Origin of the sequence: Methylocella silvestris BL2, from assembly GCF_000021745.1 — a bacterium.
Classification (GTDB): domain Bacteria; phylum Pseudomonadota; class Alphaproteobacteria; order Rhizobiales; family Beijerinckiaceae; genus Methylocapsa; species Methylocapsa silvestris.
The window spans coordinates 1671214-1688400 of record NC_011666.1; the positions used below are offsets into that span (position 1 = coordinate 1671214).

Here is a 17187-nt window from a genome sequence, read left to right on the forward strand (position 1 = left end):
TTTGCTTTCGACCGAATTTTCCGAGGCGGCGGCATAATTGCGGACGCCCAGTAAGGTATTGAATAAATGAGAATAGAAAAGACCAGCAACCTCGGCTCCTTCGTCTGGTCGATTGCGGAAATCCTGCGCGGCGACTTCAAGCAATCCGACTATGGCAAGGTGATCCTGCCATTTATCGTGATGCGACGGCTCGATTGCATCCTGGAGGCAACCAAGCCGTACGTTCTGGAGGCCGCGAAAAGCCTGCCCGAAGGCATCGACGATGAAACGCGGGATATGATCCTGTTCGGGGCCGCCGGCGATAAGATCCGCGTTTATAATACGAGCCGCTTTACCTTTACCAGCCTAAAGGGCCAGGACCCTGGCCAGGTCCACGACAATCTGATCGATTTCATCACCGGCTTTTCGCCCAACGTCCGCGATATTTTTCTCGACAAATTTCGCTTCACCGAAGCCCTCAAGCGACTAAAGGATGGCGGCATTCTTTGGCAAGTGTTCGAGCGCTTCTGCGCCATCGACCTGCACCCGAATCACGTCTCGAATATTGAAATGGGCTATTTGTTCGAGGATCTGATCCGCCGGTTTTCGGAAATCTCGAACGAAACAGCTGGAGAGCATTTCACCCCGCGCGAGGTCATCCGCCTGATTGTCGAGCTGCTGCTCGCCAACGACCATGCGGCGCTGACCGGCACGGGCATTATCCGCACGGTCTATGATCCAGCGTGCGGCACCGGCGGCATGCTGGCGCTCACCGAAGAGGCGATGACGGCGCTCAACCCGAAAGTCCGCGTGGAATTGTTCGGTCAGGAGCTAAACGGCGAATCTTTCGGCATTTGCAAATCCGACATGCTGGTGACGGGCCACAACCCGGAGCAGATCGCCTTTGGCAACACGCTGACTGAGGACGCCCACCTCGGCAAAACCTTCCACTACATGCTGTCCAATCCGCCTTATGGCGTGGACTGGAAAAAATACCAGGACCCAATCCGCGCGGAGCACGAAACCAAGGGTTTTGATGGCCGCTTCGGCCCCGGCCTGCCGCGCATCTCCGACGGGCAACTGCTGTTCCTGCTGCACATGATCTCGAAAATGCGCGATGACGAGCAGGGCAGCCGCATCGGCATTGTCATGAACGGCTCGCCGCTTTTCACCGGCGGGGCCGGATCGGGCGAAAGCGAAATCCGTCGTTGGATGCTGGAAAAAGACTGGGTTGAAGCCATCGTCGCCATGCCAACCGACCTTTTTTATAACACCGGTATCTCGACGTATGTTTGGCTACTCAACAACCGCAAACCATCGGCGCGGCGCGGCAAAGTGCAGCTGATTGACGCCAGCTCGGAGCGCTTTTGGAAATCCATGCGCAAGAGCCTGGGCAGCAAGCGCCGGGAAATTCCCGAGGCAGCCCGCCATGAGATCGTGCGCATTTATGCCGAAATGCTGAACGGCGACGGCCCCTACGGCGAATTTTCGAAAATTGTCGATCGGGAGGATTTCGGCTATCGAGAAATCCGCATTGAGCGGCCCCTGCGGCTGAACTTTCAGGCCACGCCCAAACGCCTGGCCCGGTTGGCCGAGGAAAAGGCCGTTCAAAAGCTGGAGATTGGCGAACGGCAAGAGCTACTCGATGCGCTTGCACATAACCTGCCAACGCAGTCCTTCACCAACCGCGACGCCTTCGAAAAGGTGTTGACAAGGGCTCTGAAGGGGGTCGGGGGCAAGATCGGTGCGCCGCTGAAAAAGGCGATCCTGTCGGCTTTGTCCGAGCGGGATGAGAGCGCCGACATTTGTCTTGATGCTAACGGCAAGCCGGAATCGGATACCCAGTTGCGCGATCATGAGCTAGTGCCATTGAATGACGACTGGCGTGATTTTGTGGCCCGCGAGGTTACACCCTTTGTGCCGGACGCTTGGGTCGATGAGAATTATCGCGATGACCGCGACGGTGAAACCGGCCGTGTCGCCTATGAGATCAATTTCAACCGCTACTTCTACAAATACGTCCCGCCGCGCCCCCTCGCACAAATCGACTGTGAATTAAAGCAGCTTGAAGCGGAAATAGCCGGACTTTTGAAGGAGGTCGCGGCGTGAAGTCTCTTCGTTTCAAAAACGTCATGCGGGAGCGTGTCGACCTTTCAGAGACCGGAGAAGAAACGCTTCTTTCTGTTTCTGAATATTACGGCGTAAAGCCAAGAGCAGAAGCCTTTCAGGGCGAGGAATACGAATCCCGGGCAGAGTCCTTGGAAGGCTATCGTCAAGTTCAACGCGGCGATTTCGTCATGAACTATATGCTTGCCTGGAAGGGTGCATACGGCATTTCTGAGTATGACGGTATCGTCAGCCCAGCATACGCGGTTTTCCAAATAGATAAATCTAAGATCGATCTAAAATATTTACACCATAGGACTAGATCTAACCCAATGCGAGCGCTTTTCCGCTCCCGATCCAAGGGCATAATTGACTCTCGATTGCGTCTATACCCAGATGCACTTCTTGCTACGGAGATTGATCTTCCAGGCCTCGCCGCTCAGAAGGTGATTGCTGATTTCCTCGACCGTGAGACCGCCCGCATCGATCAATTGATCGAGAAGAAGGAACGGTTCTCAGCGCTCGCAGCTGAACGCTGGCGCGCCACACTGGACGCTGAGATACTTGGACGCACGACCGCCGGCAAACGGAGCCTAACAAGCGGCCAACCGTATATTTCCGACGTCCCCGCCGACTGGGTTCTTACTCCGCTCAAGCATCTTGTCGATCCGCGCAGGCCCGTCATGTACGGCATCGTCTTGCCAGGCCCAAACGTCGAGAATGGCATTATGATCGTCAAAGGTGGCGACGTGAAGCCGAACCGCTTGTCACCAGACCGCCTCTGCAAAACCAGTAGGGAAATCGAGGCCGGATACGTTAGGTCCCGCCTGCGCGGAGGTGACCTTGTAATGGCTATTCGTGGCGGTATTGGAGACGTTGAAATCGTACCGGCTGACATAGAGGGAGCCAACCTCACCCAGGACGCCGCGCGCATTGCTCCTCGTCATGGCGTCCTAAACCGCTGGCTGCGGTACGCGCTTCAGGCTCCATCGGTCTTCGCTCCACTCGGAGCGGGGGCAAATGGAGCTGCCGTCCGGGGCGTCAACATCTTTGACGTTGATCGAGTCTTGGTTCCAGTTCCGCCCACGGCAGAGCAGATTGTCATAGCTGATCGCTTAGACATCAAGGAACAGCAGATCTTACGCATGCGAGAGAAGATTTTTGATCATGCGAAACTGATCCAAGAATTCCGCGCCGCCCTCATTACCGCCGCCGTCGCCGGTCAGATCAACGTGGATACATGGGGTAAACGCCGTGAGACGGACCGCCGCCTCGATCGGATCGAAGAGAAGATGTCAGCCGGAGACGCGCTTGCATGAAGCGTCTCTGGCTAGTCCGTCTCGGGAGGCATGGCGAACAGGAAGCGCACGCGCTTGATAAGTGTGAGCTTGTTCTCGGTTTCAATGTGGACGATCTCGGAACTGCCGAGGATCGTGACGCGGTACTCAGGATCGTTCAGAAGGCTTTTCCGGATGAGAAACACAAGACACAATTGAACTTCGCTGCACAGCTCAACCAGTTCTGCAATACGATCCAGAAAGGTGATCTCGTTGTTGTGCCACTAAAAACGGCAGCGAAGATTGCCATTGGTGAGATTACTGGTCCTTACACGCCGGAAGCCGACGGGCATCCGATGCGACCGGTTCATTGGTTGAAGTCAGACATCCCTCGCGACGTATTCCGACAAGACCTGCTTTACAGCTTCGGCGCATTCATGACTGTTTGCGAGATCAGTCGCAACGATGCGCTCCGTCGCGTTGAAGCAATCCTCAAGACAGGACGAGACCCGGGCTACAAGAGCGGGGTCTCTGTTCCTTCGAGAACCCTTGCATTGCCCGAAGCGCCGACGGCTGAGGAGGCAGAGGTTGATCTCGATGAGATCGCGCGGGATCAGATCGAACGGCGCATCGCCAGTGCGTTCACGGGGCATGATTTTACGCGCTTGGTAGCGGAAATCCTGAAAGTGCAGGGATACATCGTAAATGTTTCGACGCCCGGTCCGGACCAAGGGATCGATATTGTCGCCGGTCGCGGTGGGCTCGGCTTTGAATCCCCCCGGCTCGTTGTCCAGGTCAAGTCTGGCAACATCGTTGCCGATCAGCCGACTCTTCAGGCGCTGATAGGTGCTGTCCAAGACACGCAAGCGGATCAGGGATTGTTGGTGTGCTGGGGCGGGTTCAAGAAGCCTGTGGAGCAAAGACGCAACGAGCTATTCTTTCGCATCCGTCTTTGGGGGAGGGTCGAGATTCTGGACGCTCTCTTCGAGGTATATGACCGTTTGCCTGAGGAATTTCGTGCGGAACTGCCGTTGCAGCGCACCTGGATGCTCGTTCCCGACGATAAGGAGGCGAGCGCTTGACGACTCACACTGCATACAATGTCCACAGGGAGATCGTGCTCGAACAGCATCTGGTCAGCCAGTTGGTCCAGGCCCATTGCTATATCGATCGCAGCCCGGAGGATTACGACCGGGCGCTTGCTCTCGATAAAGGGCTCGCGCTTGGTTTTCTGCGCGAGACGCAACCCGATGAATGGCAGAAATTAAAGGCACAATACGCGGCATCGACCGAGGCGGAGTTCTTCAAACAGCTCGATAAAGCCCTCAAGACGCGCGGCGCACTTGATGTGCTGCGCCAAGGCCTGAAGCTGATCCCCAACATCCATTTCCGCTTCTGCTTCTTCAAGCCGGCCTCCAGCCTCAACCCCGAACTGGTGCGGCTCTATGAGGCCAATATTCTAAGCGTGATCCGCCAGGTTCGCTATAGCCAGAAGAGCGAGAACGCGCTCGACGCGGTGCTGTTCGTTAACGGCATCCCGGCTGCCACACTTGAGTTCAAGAATCTACTGACCGGCTCGACCTTCAAGCATGCGGAGAAGCAATATAAGTCTGACCGCCCGCCGGCAGGCGAGCCGCTCCTGACCTTCCGGCGCGGCGCGCTCGTGCATTTCGCGCTGGATGAAGACAACGTGTCGATGACGACGCGTCTTCAGAACGGCAAGACCCGCTTTCTGCCCTTCAACCGGGGTCATCAGGGCGGAGCCGGCAATCCCGACGTGCGGGACGAGTTCCGCGTCGCCTATCTCTATAAGGATTTGCCGGAGGGCGCGGCCGTGTTTGGCCGGGAGAAGTGGCTTTCCGTCATTGGCCGCTTCCTGCATCTTGAGAAAGACGAGAGAAAGGAGGCGATGATCTTCCCCCGCTTTCATCAGCTCGACGCGGTGACAGGGATGATGGACCACGCCCGCACCTTCGGGCCGGGCAACAATTACCTGATTCAGCATTCCGCCGGGTCCGGCAAGTCCAATACGATCGGCTGGACAGCGCATCAGGCGATCAACCTGCATGATGCGCAGGACCGCCCGATCTTCGATACCGCGATCATCGTTACCGACCGCGTCGTGCTCGACCGTCAGCTTCAGAACACCGTCGCGCAATTCGAGCAGACGAAGGGCGTAGTGAAGAAGATCGACGGCACTTCACGCCAGCTTAGAGAAGCGATCCAGAGCGGCGCGCGTATAATCATCACCACCATTCAGAAATTCGGCACTGACCATCTGAAGGAAGTGTCCGGCCAGGCGGGCCGCAAATTCGCGATCTTGATCGACGAGGCGCACGGCAGCCAGTCCGGCAAGAGCGCCCAGGCGCTGACCGACACGCTGACCCGCGAGGCGACCTCAAGCGACGATGTGGAAGATCTCATCGCCGAGTATCAGAAAGGCAGGGGGCCGCAGCCCAACATCAGCGCCTTCGCCTTCACCGCGACGCCGCGCAATGTAACCCTGGAGCGCTTCGGCATACGCGGGCCGGACGGTCTGCCTCACCCCTTCCACCTTTATTCCATGCGCCAAGCCATCGAGGAGGGATTCATCCTCGACGTGCTGCAAAATTATATGACCTACAAGGCCTATTATGAGCTTGAGAAGGTCGTCGAAGACGACCCCACCTTCAAGACTAAAAAGGCGCAACGCAAGGTCGCCCGCTTTGCCCATATGCACCCGACGGCAATTAGCCAAAAGGTCGAGGTGATCGTCGAGCATTTTCGGCGTCACGTCATGGCCGAGATGGCCGGCCAGGCCAAGGCGATGGTGGTGACGTCCAGCCGCGAAGCGGCTCTGAAATATTATTTCGGCATGCGAGACTATATCGAGAAGCAGGGCTACGTCGACATAAAGGCCCTTGTGGCTTTCTCCGGCGAGCTGGAGGTTGACGGCCGGAAATGGACAGAGGCGGCGGTCAACCAATTTTCCGAGACAGAATTGCCGCGTCGCTTCGACAGCGACGAATACCGAGTCCTGATCGTGGCCGAGAAGTACCAGACCGGCTTTGACCAGCCTAAACTCTGCGCCATGTATGTGGATCGGAAACTCGCCGGGCTCCAGGCCGTGCAGACGCTCTCCCGCCTCAACCGCACGGCTCCCGGCAAGGAGCGAACATACATCCTTGATTTTCAAAATGAGATCGAGGACATCCAGGACGCCTTCAAACCGTTCTATGAGGTGGCGGCGCTCGAAGAGACCTCTGACCCGAACCAGATTTATGAGCTGGAAGCCAAGCTCAAAACCTTCGGTGTCCTGGACGCCGCCGAGATCGACCGCTTCGCGACAATTTTCTACAAGGGGCCGCTCGATCCGTTCGATCGGATCAAGCTCGAAGGCTTGGTGCGCCAGGCGGTGCAGCGTTTCGAGCTTGAGGACGACGAAGGCCGCCAGGAAGAGTTTCGTCAGCTCCTTAAAAGCTATATGCGCTTTTATAGCTTCGTCGCGCAGGTGGTCAGGCTTGGCGATACCGAACTGGAGAAACTCTATTCCTATGCCGCCTGGCTGACCCGGCTCCTGCCCGGTCGAGAGCTGCCTCCTGACATTGAGATTACGGAAGACATGATGCGACTACATGCCTTCAAGATCGAACAGAAAGAGGCCGCCAGCGCCTCACTTGCGCCGGGCGATACAATTCCGCTGTTACCGATCAAGGAGTTTGCTGCGAAGCCCTACACTGCCGAGGAGGAGATCTCCCTGTCCGAGATCATTCGGGCTTTCAACGACCGCCACGGCACGCAATTCACGAAGGAGGATTTCGTTCGATTCGAGCAGGTGAACCACGAGATCATGGACGAAGACATGATCGAGATGCTGCGCAGCAATCCGCCGGACGTGGTCTACTCGGCTTTCAGTCAGGCTTTCTTCAAAGGGGCAATCCGCATGTTTCAACGCGACGCCGAGATGAAGAACATCGTGCTCGCCGACGCCACGGCTCGCGACCAGGCCATTCGGCACTTCTTCGGCCGGGCGATGAGAGAGGCGAGGGGAAGGTGACGGCGCGAAGACCAAACGGGGCTCCGCCGACACTGGAACGAAAGATCCACTTCTATCGAGCAGACATCGGTAACGATGGGCGCGGTCGACCTTTGACCTTCGACCCTGCTTCGGCTCTTGCGAAGATCAACGCGTTGCCTTTTGTGGACGGGAATGGTGGCCGTTACCTAGTCGACGATGATGGCAATGCGATCTGCGCTTTTTCTGGTGGGACCGGCGCGCTTCCGTCAATGCGCTTTTGTCAAATCCGACGAACTGGTCTACCGCAGCTGGAACAGGCTGGAAGCGTTTCCGATCTTAATATCGCCGACAATGCAGGGCTGCTGGAGCCGGTACATATTGTATTTTTCGCCGATAACATTGTTGGTGCCGACTTTAATTTCTACGGTCCTCGGCTTTCTCGCCTGGGGCATTATCTGCGAATTAAATCGGAAAACATCGTCCCGCTGGCAACGTTCTACCCGCTATTGCGAAATGACGTAGCGGAACAATTGAACCACTTCACCGAGCTTCGTCTATTTGACCTGAAGGTAAAGGCAACCTATGTCCAAGCGATGCGGGAGGCTGATGCGTCGCTTGGCGCCGCCTTTGCCGCAAATGCGCGGGTTCTCGACGGCGATTGTGACGAAATCCAGCTGATCCTCAAGCCCTCGAAAGAAACGCGACGGAGCGCGCTTCAAGGATTTCGCCGGTTTGCAGGCGCGTTGGTTCACGGCGCCCATTTTAGGGAAAATACTGAGCGTTTCCAGATCAAAGGCAAGAACGTGGATACCAACAAAGTAGACGTAATTGATCTCCTGCGCGATCAATTGATCGCGCATAAGCAGGTCCTTAGGCTAGGAAAGAAAAGTCGAGCGGTCGATGCTGAATCGGCTTTCAGCGCAATTTTGGAGGCTCACGACGAACTGGGAGCAGAGCTACGTCAAGCCGCCGGTATCGGGTGATGAGTCACCTTTGGGCCTTCTGGAAAAGGCGCTTTCTAACGGTCGAGTTCGTATTAGTAGTCTTAATCACGATTGCATTCACAGTTTGGCATTACAATTACGACGGGATGACGACAACCGCGGCGCTGCTGAAAAACAATCGCGCGGCGCTCTTTGGAACCACTGCGTCGATCCTTGGCTCTCTGCTCGGCTTCGTCATCACCGCAACGTCGATCGTACTGGGATTCTCAACCTCAGATCGACTCGCAGTAGTGCGGGAGAGCGTGGAATATCCGACACTATGGAAGACTTTTAGCGCAACAATTCGGGCGCTCGCATTAGGAACCATTATCGCCTTGACCTGCCTGCTGTTTGACCGTGATAGTGCGCCCGTGCCGTGGCTGACAATTCTGTTGATTTTTGCCGTGCTCCTTTCGCTGTTTCGGATCGGCCGGACAATTTGGGTTCTTGAACAAATCATTGGATTGGTTACAAGGCCTCCACCAAGGCAGTAGGAAAATTGGATACACTCTTTGGTTGAGAAGCGATTGTGAAACCACGGGAACTGATGCTGCTGATTCATAAGCTCTCTCCCGCAGGACCCGTCACAGATTCGCTGACGGAGGCTCTCGCCGCGCGGAAGAAGGGACCGAACAGGGCATGGTACCGTCACCAAAAAGAGCACTGGCTTGGATGGCTCGGTGAATACAATGGGCCGGGGGCCTATGATCGCAAGGTTCACGAAAGCAGGACTGCCGAGTTTGTCTACAATCACATAATGTGCCCACCCATGGTTCTTTGGCTTGGAGAAGGCGCCGGCGTGCCGAGAGCGTTGGTCGAGGAGGCTGCTTCAGCGTGTCTTGCAGCTGGCAAAACCCAGCCGAAACAATGCGCGGCAATTCGCGCCGTGATTCCTTGGAAGATGGTTGATGAGCGGCTGCATTAGGCTCCAAATCAAATGCTCCCGAATCAAATTTTCGAAAGAACAAGAGGTCACCGCGACCTTCCACCAAAACCACTGCAAAGAAAAAGCATGAGCATTCGGTGACGTGGGCCGGGTGATCCGCATTTGATCATCACAATCCATCCTGGTCCGCAAGTGTTGGCAAATGATGCGTCATACAAGGTCGCGAAAGCAGGAATTTGATGCCCGAGAAAAGGGTCACGCTCGAAGCGGCGCCACGATTCCACTGCGTCGCAGTTCCTCACATCGATCGGCCCACCAGGACATCATGCGGATGCGCTCGTCCCAATAATCGGCGCGGGCATAGGCGCGGCGGACGCTATCATTATCGACATGCGCAAGTTGGCGTTCGATAGCGTCAGGGTTCCACAAGCCGCTTTCGTTCAGCATAGAGGATGCCGCCGATCGGAAGCCGTGCCCGGTCATTTCGTCCTTTTCGAATCCAAGTCGGCGAAGCGCGGCGTTGATCGTATTCTCACTCATGCACCGCGCCGCCGAGCGGACCGACGGAAAAAGGAATTTTCCATGGCCGGTTATGGTTTGGAGTTCCTGCAATAAGCCGACAGCGCGCGCCGCGAGCGGGACGCGGTGAGGGCGCTTCATCTTCATTTTCTCGCCAGGTATCGACCAGACGCCATTGTCGAAGTCGAACTCAACCCATTCCGCCGCGCGAAGCTCACCGGGACGTACAAAGGTGAGGGCGAGCAATTCGAGCGCCGCGCAAGTTTCCGGGGAGCCCTCATATGTCGCGATGGCGCGGAGCAGGCCGCCGAATGCCTTTGGCTCGATGATGGCGGCGCGATGTTTTACGATCGGCGCAGCCAATGCTCCCTTCAAGGCGACGGTCGGATCGGAGTCTGCGCGATCCGTCGCAACCGCATAACGGAAAACCTCGCTGATGGTCGCCCGAAGCCGTTTCGCCGTTTCGTGCGTACCGCGCGATTCGACGCTGCGGAGAACAGCCAAGATTTCGCGGGCTGAAATTTCCGCGATCGGCCGGACGCCAATGGCAGGCCGGGCAAGGCTGAAAAGCCAACCTAGCTTGTCCAGAGTACGCTCGGCTTTCCCCTCGCGCCGCTTCTTGTCCAAGAGTTCGGTTGAAACGGCGTCAAACGTATTGGCGGAAGCGGTAGCCTTCGCAGCCTTGGCGAGCTTTTTCGCGAGCGAAGGGTCGTTTCCTTCGGCCAAAATACGCTTCGCCCCTTCCCGCGCCTCCCGCGCTTCACGAAGGCCAATCGCTGGGTAAACGCCGATGGCGAGCAGTTTTTGGCCGCCGGCAAAGCGATAGGCGAGCCGCCAGCGCTTTGCGCCGTCCGGCATGAGCCACAATTGAAGGCCGCCACCGTCCGAAAGCTTGACGATTCGGGCGCTGGGCTTGGCCGCCCGGATTTCCATATCGGTGAGAGCCATGTTGGTATCTGATTGTTGGTATCCACGCCGTACCAACGAATATACCAACTATTTGAGCGGATACCAACGCACGTCCAGAGACGCGCTTGGACGGGGATCAGCCCATAAACATTTGTTTTTAAGTCTATTATGGACGTTTTAGGACGCCGCCAGACAGCGCTTTGGTGCCGCAAGAGGGATTCGAACCCCCGACCCCGTCATTACGAATGACGTGCTCTACCAGCTGAGCTATTGCGGCGTCCTGTTTTGGCCTGCAGCGCGCTGCGGCGTCACTCCTTAGCGGCAAGCGCCGCGATCCGCAACTGGCCTTTCGCTGCGTTGGGCCCTTCTTCTACCGGGCTTTAGGCCCTATTTCGGCTTGACGTCAAAGAGCTGGGCGAGGCCCTTCGGCTTGTCCCGCTCCTTTTCCTGCGGCGTGAGCGCGGCCGACGGCTCAGCGGTCGTGGGCGGCGGCGGGCCCATCGGGATGGCGATCTCGGGGTCTGGGTGCGGCGGCCCGTCAAGCGCCCCGGTCTTTGCTCCGGAGGCCGTCTGCGCTTCCTCCAGCAGGAGCGGAGGCTCGGGCGGAAGGATCTGCGCGAAGATCGCATCTTCGGCCTCATTGCCCGAGCTCAGCCGCTCCACCGGCTTCTGCCAGACGAAGGCGTCGAGCTTTCCCGTCACCGGCGAGATCGGCCGCCACTGATCGGAGGCGACGCCATCCGCCACCCAGGTCGGGTCCGGCGGCGCGAGCGAGGCCCGCGTCAGCCATTCCCTGATATATCCGGCCGCCCCGTGCTGCTTTTCTTCAAGCTCGGCCATCAGCCGGCACATCCGCGCGGTCGGACGCTCCGGTCCCTCGATCAGAGGCTGCATCGCCTCGCGCGCGGCCTTGAAATCGCCCGCCGCGATCGCCGCCTCCGCGACCATGATCTTGCTTTCCGGCTCGCGCGGGGCGAGCTGCGCCAGCGAGATCGCCCGCTTCAGCCGGTCGGCGCTCGATTCGCCGGGATAGAGCCCGACATAGATCTTGGCGATATCCGGGTGATGCGTCCCGGCCCAGCCTGCTTCGATCAGCTTTGCCGCTTTGCGCGCGTCGCCCTGCTCGCTGGTCAGGCGCGCCGCGAGCGCGACCGCCGGGACAAGCGTCGGCGCGCGCTTGACCGCGGCCCGCGCCAGCGCAAGCGCTTCCGCCGGCTGGGCGTCGGCCTTTTCGATCGCGATGGCGGTTTCGAGCACGGCGCGGCTGCGCTCGCGGATGGTCTTGTCGATATGCTTCGATCCGGCGCCGCTCTCGAGCAGCGCCAGCGCGCCGCGCCAATCGCCGGCGGCGACCTTATGCGCGAAATTCGCCTTCGCCGCCCAGGGCAGCGGCGCGATCTCCCGCGCCGTCTCGGCGTAGTGTTGCGCTTTCTCGACGTCGCCCTGGCGCTCGGCCTCGACATGCAGTCCACGCAAGCCAAGGACGCGCATGTCGTTGCGCCGGGTCATCTCCGTGAACGCCGCCTCGGCAGAGCCGCTTTCGCCGGAGAGCTGCGCCGACTGCGCCTTGAGGAGCAGCGCCAGAGGATCGTTCGGAAGCATTCTTTGCGCCTCGACCGCCGCCCGGCGCGCCGCCTGCGTATCCCCGGCGCCGACGGCGATCATGCCGCGGGAGAGGGCCGCATAGCCTTTCTCGCGCCGCCGCCCCCGGCTCGCCAGAGCCATCAGCGAGGGAATGTTGAAGATGAAGCGCAGCAGCATCCACAGGCCGAGCAGAATCGCCGCCGCGACGAAGACAGCGGCGATGCCCATCAGCACGCTGGTTTCGATCTTATAGCCCTGCCAATTCAGCACCAGTTCGCCCGGCCGCTCGATCAGCCACGCTTCGGCGATGGCAAGACCAATCAGCACGGCGAGAAACAGGAGGACGCGGATCATAGGTTTCCTGCCGTAAGCTCGGTTGCGGAGCCAGAATTGGCTTAAGACGAGAGCGTCAAGATTTGGGCTTGCCGAGCGCCGTCATCGCCTCGGCCTCAATCGCATTGGCGGCGGCGATCGCGTCGAGACGAGCCTTCGCCGCCTCGCCCCATTTGGCGGATTTGGCTTTGAGATCCGGCGGCAGTTGCGACCACAGCGCATAGGCCTTGCCGACGTCGAAGCGCGCCAGAGCGCTTTCGATCGCCGCGACCAGGCCCGGGACGTCCGTATCGGAGGGATCGGCCTGGCGGCGGACGCGGACGAGATTTAACGCATCATGCGTCAGCCGCTCCAAAATCCCGCTTTCCGCCTTGGCCGGTTCGGGGGCTTCGAGCGACGGCGCGAGAGCCTCGAACCCGGCGGCGAGATCGCCGGGCTTGCTGACGCCCGTCTTGGCGTGCGCCTGCAAAGGCTGCAGCTTCGCTTCATCGACTTTCAGATTGGAAAGCGCCGCGACATCCGTCTCATAGGGAACGCCTGCGGCGACATGCTGGCTTAGCGCCGCCGAAACGACAGCAACCGAATGGGCCGTCGCAAGCGCCTTTGCGGCCGACTCCGCCTCCTCCTGATCCTGCTTCGCCCGCGCGTCGATCTTCGGCGTCGCGAGCGCCGCTTCGACGTCGCCCAATTTAGCCTGCACAGCCGCGATCTTCGATTCGAAATCGCTGACGCGCGAGGCGACCGCGTCGACCCTCGACGCGACGGGGGCGATGTCAGCGGCGGCGGGAGGCGGCGGGGCGGCGGCGCCTCCGTCGACCGGAGCGGCGGAGCTTGCAGCAAGGGACTTGTGCATTTCGCTGACTGCGGCGTCGGCCGAGGCCGAGGCTTTGCCCGCCGCGCTCTCCGCGGAGGCGACGCGGCCCTGCAACGCGGCAACCGCCGCCGCCGAGGCCTCCGCCTTCTTTTCAAGTTCGACGGCGCGCGCATTGAGTTCGGCAAGCGTGTCGGCCGTCGGCGTCGTGTCGAGGGACTCGAAGCTGCGCAGCGCCAGAACGCCGCCAACGCCGCCAAGCGCGCCCAGAATCAGGGCGCCGATGAGCAGAGGCGCGCGCGAAGGCTGCTTTGCCTTGTGGGGCTGCTCAGGCGGCGGCGACACGGGCGCTGCGGCGGCCGAGCCGTCGCTGGCGTCGTCATGATCCTGCGCCGCGACTATGTCGCGCGGCGCCTCGCCATCCTGATCTCTAGGGGTCGTTTCAGCGGGGCTGTCGGGGGCAAAAGCCTCGCCCTCGCCGGGGGCGGGCGACTTGCCGGCTCCGGCGGCCTGTCGAAACGGCTCGTCTTTATCCTCGGCCATTCGTATCCCCTGCTTTTCGATTCTTGTAGAGCAACCCCTCCTCAATCGCAACGATGAAGCACCATTCGCGGAGCGCTTTAAAGGCGCCTCAGCCGGACGCAACGTTCGGCGAATGCGCGCGGCGGCGCCATGCGGACACAATTTCGCCGACATTTCTTTTCGAGAGACGTTTTTTGAAAGGAGGGCCTCGTCTTGGTCCGCGCGACGCGAACAATGAAGACGGTCGCCTAAGCAGACAGGCTCCAGAAACGCGACGACGCGCCAAAACTACGGCTCAGCTTACTAATTTACCGGTCTTTACAACATTAGCCGCTTGCAAGTTGCAGTTGCGCGAAAGCAGATTGATTATTTGCGCGGACTACGAGCTTGACCCGTCAATTACACGGATTGCGAACAGATACACAGCAAAGTCGCAAGATATCGCCGTGACAGACTAACATCGCAAAGAATATATTGTTCCCTATTGTTCACTATTTGTTCTAACAAAATGAACGAAATATCCGATTGCTCTTCATGCGTGCTGGCCCGCTGATGAATATGATGCCATAACATTTACAACATTTAACCACATTCAAATCTTATTTTTTTAATAGCTCCGGTCAGGCTTTGTTTGGAAGCCTCTCACGCGGCCATAGAGAGGGTAGTTTGGTGCCTTATTCACTCCGCACGGCTGATTTAAATGGACGACGGCCGCCACGCCTTTGGAGAAAGCTCGGCCTTCTCCTTGTCCTTCCCCTGCTCATGGCGCTCTCGGCGGAAACGGCTCGCGCAAAGCCATTTGTGACCGCCGCGCCATTCTCGGCAAATCCCGGCGATTTCATCACGTTGCAGGGCTCTGGCTTCGGCGCCAACCCCCGCGTGTTCATCACTCCGGCGAATTCAATCGTCCCGACCGAGATCCCGGTCACGGAAGGTCGGGACAATGTGATCATCGTGCGCATCCCGAAGACCATGGCCTTCAGCCTGTACACGCTCAAGGTCTATGAGAATCTATTATCCTGGAGCGATGGCACGCTGCTCAATGCGCCGCAGATCCATTATTTCGATGCGCCCGACCTCGCAACCGGGATGGAGAACCGGGTATACGGCCGCAATCTCAATGTGGGAGGAGCCACGCCAAAAGTCACTCTCCTCGACACAGTGACCAATGCACAGTTGCCCGTGACGGTCACCATCCGCCAGTCCTATATGCTTGGTTTCAAGCCGCCGGCAGGAATCATTGGCGGACACCCTTATAAGGCGATCGTGTCCAATGGTTTTGGCGCGGTCACCTCGGAGGCGACGACGCTCGGCCATGCTGCGGGCAATGACTATTTCAAGGTCGGCCAGGTGTGGGCGTTCGACTACATCACACGGAACGGTCCCGGCTATCGCGCCGGCGTCGCTGCGACGGAGGCCGATCATCATATCTTCAACGTCCGAACTGATGTGGCTCTGACCAAACGCGCCGTCGGTAATGGCGTGGCGAATGACGCCCCGGCGATCCAGGACGCGCTCGATCGCGCATCGAGAAATGGCGGCGGCATCGTCTATCTGCCGGCCGGAACCTACAATCTCGGCACGACGGGAATCAACCTCCGCCCTGGCGTCGTGCTCCAGGGGCAGAGCAACGCCACGACGCACATTATCTACGGTCCGACAACGGATCAGGGCGCCTCATTCGGAATGGGAGCAACCGGCGTTCCCGACAATGGCGTTCTCACCGGAATCGCCGATCTATCGCTCAAGAATCTCGATAAATTGAGCCAGAAGGTCACCAATTTCGGCGTGCGCGGCGGGGTCATTTCCAAATTCTTCATCGCGCGGGTGAATTGGGACCTTGGAACCGGAACGGCGATCGGTTTGAAAGGCGACCGCATCGCTGTCGTCAATTCGACGATCACTCAAGCCGTAAACCACCAGGGCGGAGACGCTCTGACGGGTGGAAACGGTCCGCTGATCGCGGGGCCGGTGTCAAACTTCGTGCTCGGCTGGAACACGATCAAATGGGCGACCGATCAAATCAGCATCAACGACACAGTCAACGCCAAGGTGGAAAGCAATCACTTCACGCGCAGCGCGACCGATACGATCGTTGCGACGGCCGCGCAGACCTCCTGGCCCTATATTGTCAAGCCGATCGTCGTCGGCCAAGTCATAAGCCGCAGGCTCGGACGGCAACTGTCGATGCAGTTTGGCCGGAATAACCTTATTTATGGAAACACTTTCGACGTGTCCGGCGGAACGCTCCAAGTCAACCAGAACGATGGCGAGACGATCCTGAACGAATCGGTTCGTCGCGATGATACCGGCGTCGTGACCTCGGCAAGCGCGACGACGGTCAGCGCGGACTCCAAATGTTCCGGCGTTTGCACCTGGAACGATTACCCGAATATGAACCTCTTTGTCGTTAGCGGCAAAGGAGCTGGCCAATATCGTCAGATTGTCGCGCGGACCAACAACACTTTCACGCTGAATAAACCATGGGACGTCGTTCCGGCGGCCGGCGATCATTTCGCCATCGCGGTCCCGTCCTTTGAGAACGCGATCATCAGCAACAACACCTTGAACGACAACCCGATCGGGATCGGACTTTGGGCCGGCATGTTTCTGAATACGACCGTCACCAACAATCGGCTAACCAACAATGGCGGCATCTATCTGGACCCCAAGTCGACAACGAACGCCTTTATTGCAAATAGTCTCACCTTCAACACAGCCAAAAACATAGAAATTACGAACAACACGATCACAAACGCCAATGGTAAAACACCCGCTTATGTTCGTATTGGCCAAACAATGATTTCTCCGGCGTCGCCTTGGGGAACCGCTCTGTATGGGGTCGAAGTGCGCGCCAACAGGCTTACTGGCAAGCCGGGAACCTTTCCCTACCCCTTCCCCGACGGTTTCCAGAACATCGTACTCTTTCAGGGCAAAACGCCCTACACAGAGAATGGCATATACGGAGTGACCGGGACTGTCATGCAAGGGAACGCCTGCCTTAACTGCAGCAGAGCTTTCACCCTGAATACGGGCGCCCTCTTCACAGTGCTTTGGAACAATACGTTCGGAAAGCCGGTCGGCATCGACTCCGTTTTTGTCTATGACACCCCAATCGTGACCTCATCGCCCAATAAATCGGCCGGAACCATCATCGGCAACGACTGAGGCCGATCCTAGGAGGCGGCGGCGGATTGATTGTCCCCCTCGCGCCGCTTGTCGCTCCCTGCAAAACAAGGATGCGGCCCGAAGGGGCCGCATCTTCCGTTACATCCGGTCCA

General features: G+C 58.6%; 10 protein-coding genes and 1 tRNA gene. 7 read left to right on the plus strand and 4 right to left on the minus strand.

The annotated features are described in order from the left end of the window. Positions 1-66 precede the first annotated feature (66 nt). From MSIL_RS07900 to MSIL_RS07925, 6 genes are all read left to right on the plus strand, one after another. Positions 67-2088: a type I restriction-modification system subunit M gene (locus MSIL_RS07900; protein WP_012590570.1), complete on the plus strand. Its 2022-nt coding sequence runs from the start codon at positions 67-69 to the stop codon at positions 2086-2088. After that, on the plus strand, positions 2085-3404 hold the full coding sequence (locus MSIL_RS07905) for a restriction endonuclease subunit S (RefSeq protein ID WP_012590571.1): 1320 nt from the start codon (positions 2085-2087) through the stop codon (positions 3402-3404). Before MSIL_RS07900 ends, MSIL_RS07905 begins: the two co-directional genes overlap by 4 nt. After that, positions 3401-4444, plus strand: a complete 1044-nt coding sequence (locus tag MSIL_RS07910; RefSeq protein ID WP_012590572.1) for a restriction endonuclease — start codon at positions 3401-3403, stop codon at positions 4442-4444. Before MSIL_RS07905 ends, MSIL_RS07910 begins: the two co-directional genes overlap by 4 nt. After that, positions 4441-7398: a type I restriction endonuclease subunit R gene (locus MSIL_RS07915; RefSeq protein ID WP_012590573.1), complete on the plus strand. Its 2958-nt coding sequence runs from the start codon at positions 4441-4443 to the stop codon at positions 7396-7398. The genes MSIL_RS07910 and MSIL_RS07915 overlap by 4 nt, the downstream gene beginning before the upstream one ends. A gap of 92 nt (positions 7399-7490) precedes the next feature. After that, positions 7491-8342 carry a hypothetical protein gene (locus tag MSIL_RS20675; RefSeq protein WP_210160587.1) on the plus strand — a complete coding sequence of 284 codons (852 nt, stop codon included), beginning with the start codon at positions 7491-7493 and terminating at the stop codon, positions 8340-8342. A 107-nt stretch (positions 8343-8449) separates the two neighbouring features. Beyond that, on the plus strand, positions 8450-8836 hold the full coding sequence (locus tag MSIL_RS07925; RefSeq protein ID WP_210160588.1) for a hypothetical protein: 387 nt from the start codon (positions 8450-8452) through the stop codon (positions 8834-8836). Positions 8837-9483: 647 nt separating this feature from the next. Here MSIL_RS07925 and MSIL_RS07930 read toward each other — a convergent pair. The 4 genes from MSIL_RS07930 to MSIL_RS21645 form a co-directional block, all read right to left on the minus strand. Next, a complete protein-coding gene (locus MSIL_RS07930; RefSeq protein ID WP_012590577.1) occupies positions 9484-10695 on the minus strand; it encodes a tyrosine-type recombinase/integrase in 1212 nt (403 codons plus the stop codon). Between the two features lie 162 nt (positions 10696-10857). Then, positions 10858-10933: transfer RNA gene (locus MSIL_RS07935), tRNA-Thr, on the minus strand. A gap of 110 nt (positions 10934-11043) precedes the next feature. Continuing rightward, positions 11044-12594, minus strand: coding sequence for a heme biosynthesis protein HemY (locus tag MSIL_RS07940; protein WP_012590578.1), 1551 nt, complete (start codon positions 12592-12594; stop codon positions 11044-11046). Between the two features lie 55 nt (positions 12595-12649). After that, a complete protein-coding gene (locus MSIL_RS21645; RefSeq protein WP_012590579.1) occupies positions 12650-13927 on the minus strand; it encodes a COG4223 family protein in 1278 nt (425 codons plus the stop codon). 780 nt (positions 13928-14707) lie between these two features. Here MSIL_RS21645 and MSIL_RS07950 point away from each other — a divergent pair. Further along, positions 14708-17074: a hypothetical protein gene (locus MSIL_RS07950; protein ID WP_210160589.1), complete on the plus strand. Its 2367-nt coding sequence runs from the start codon at positions 14708-14710 to the stop codon at positions 17072-17074. Positions 17075-17187: the final 113 nt, after the last annotated feature.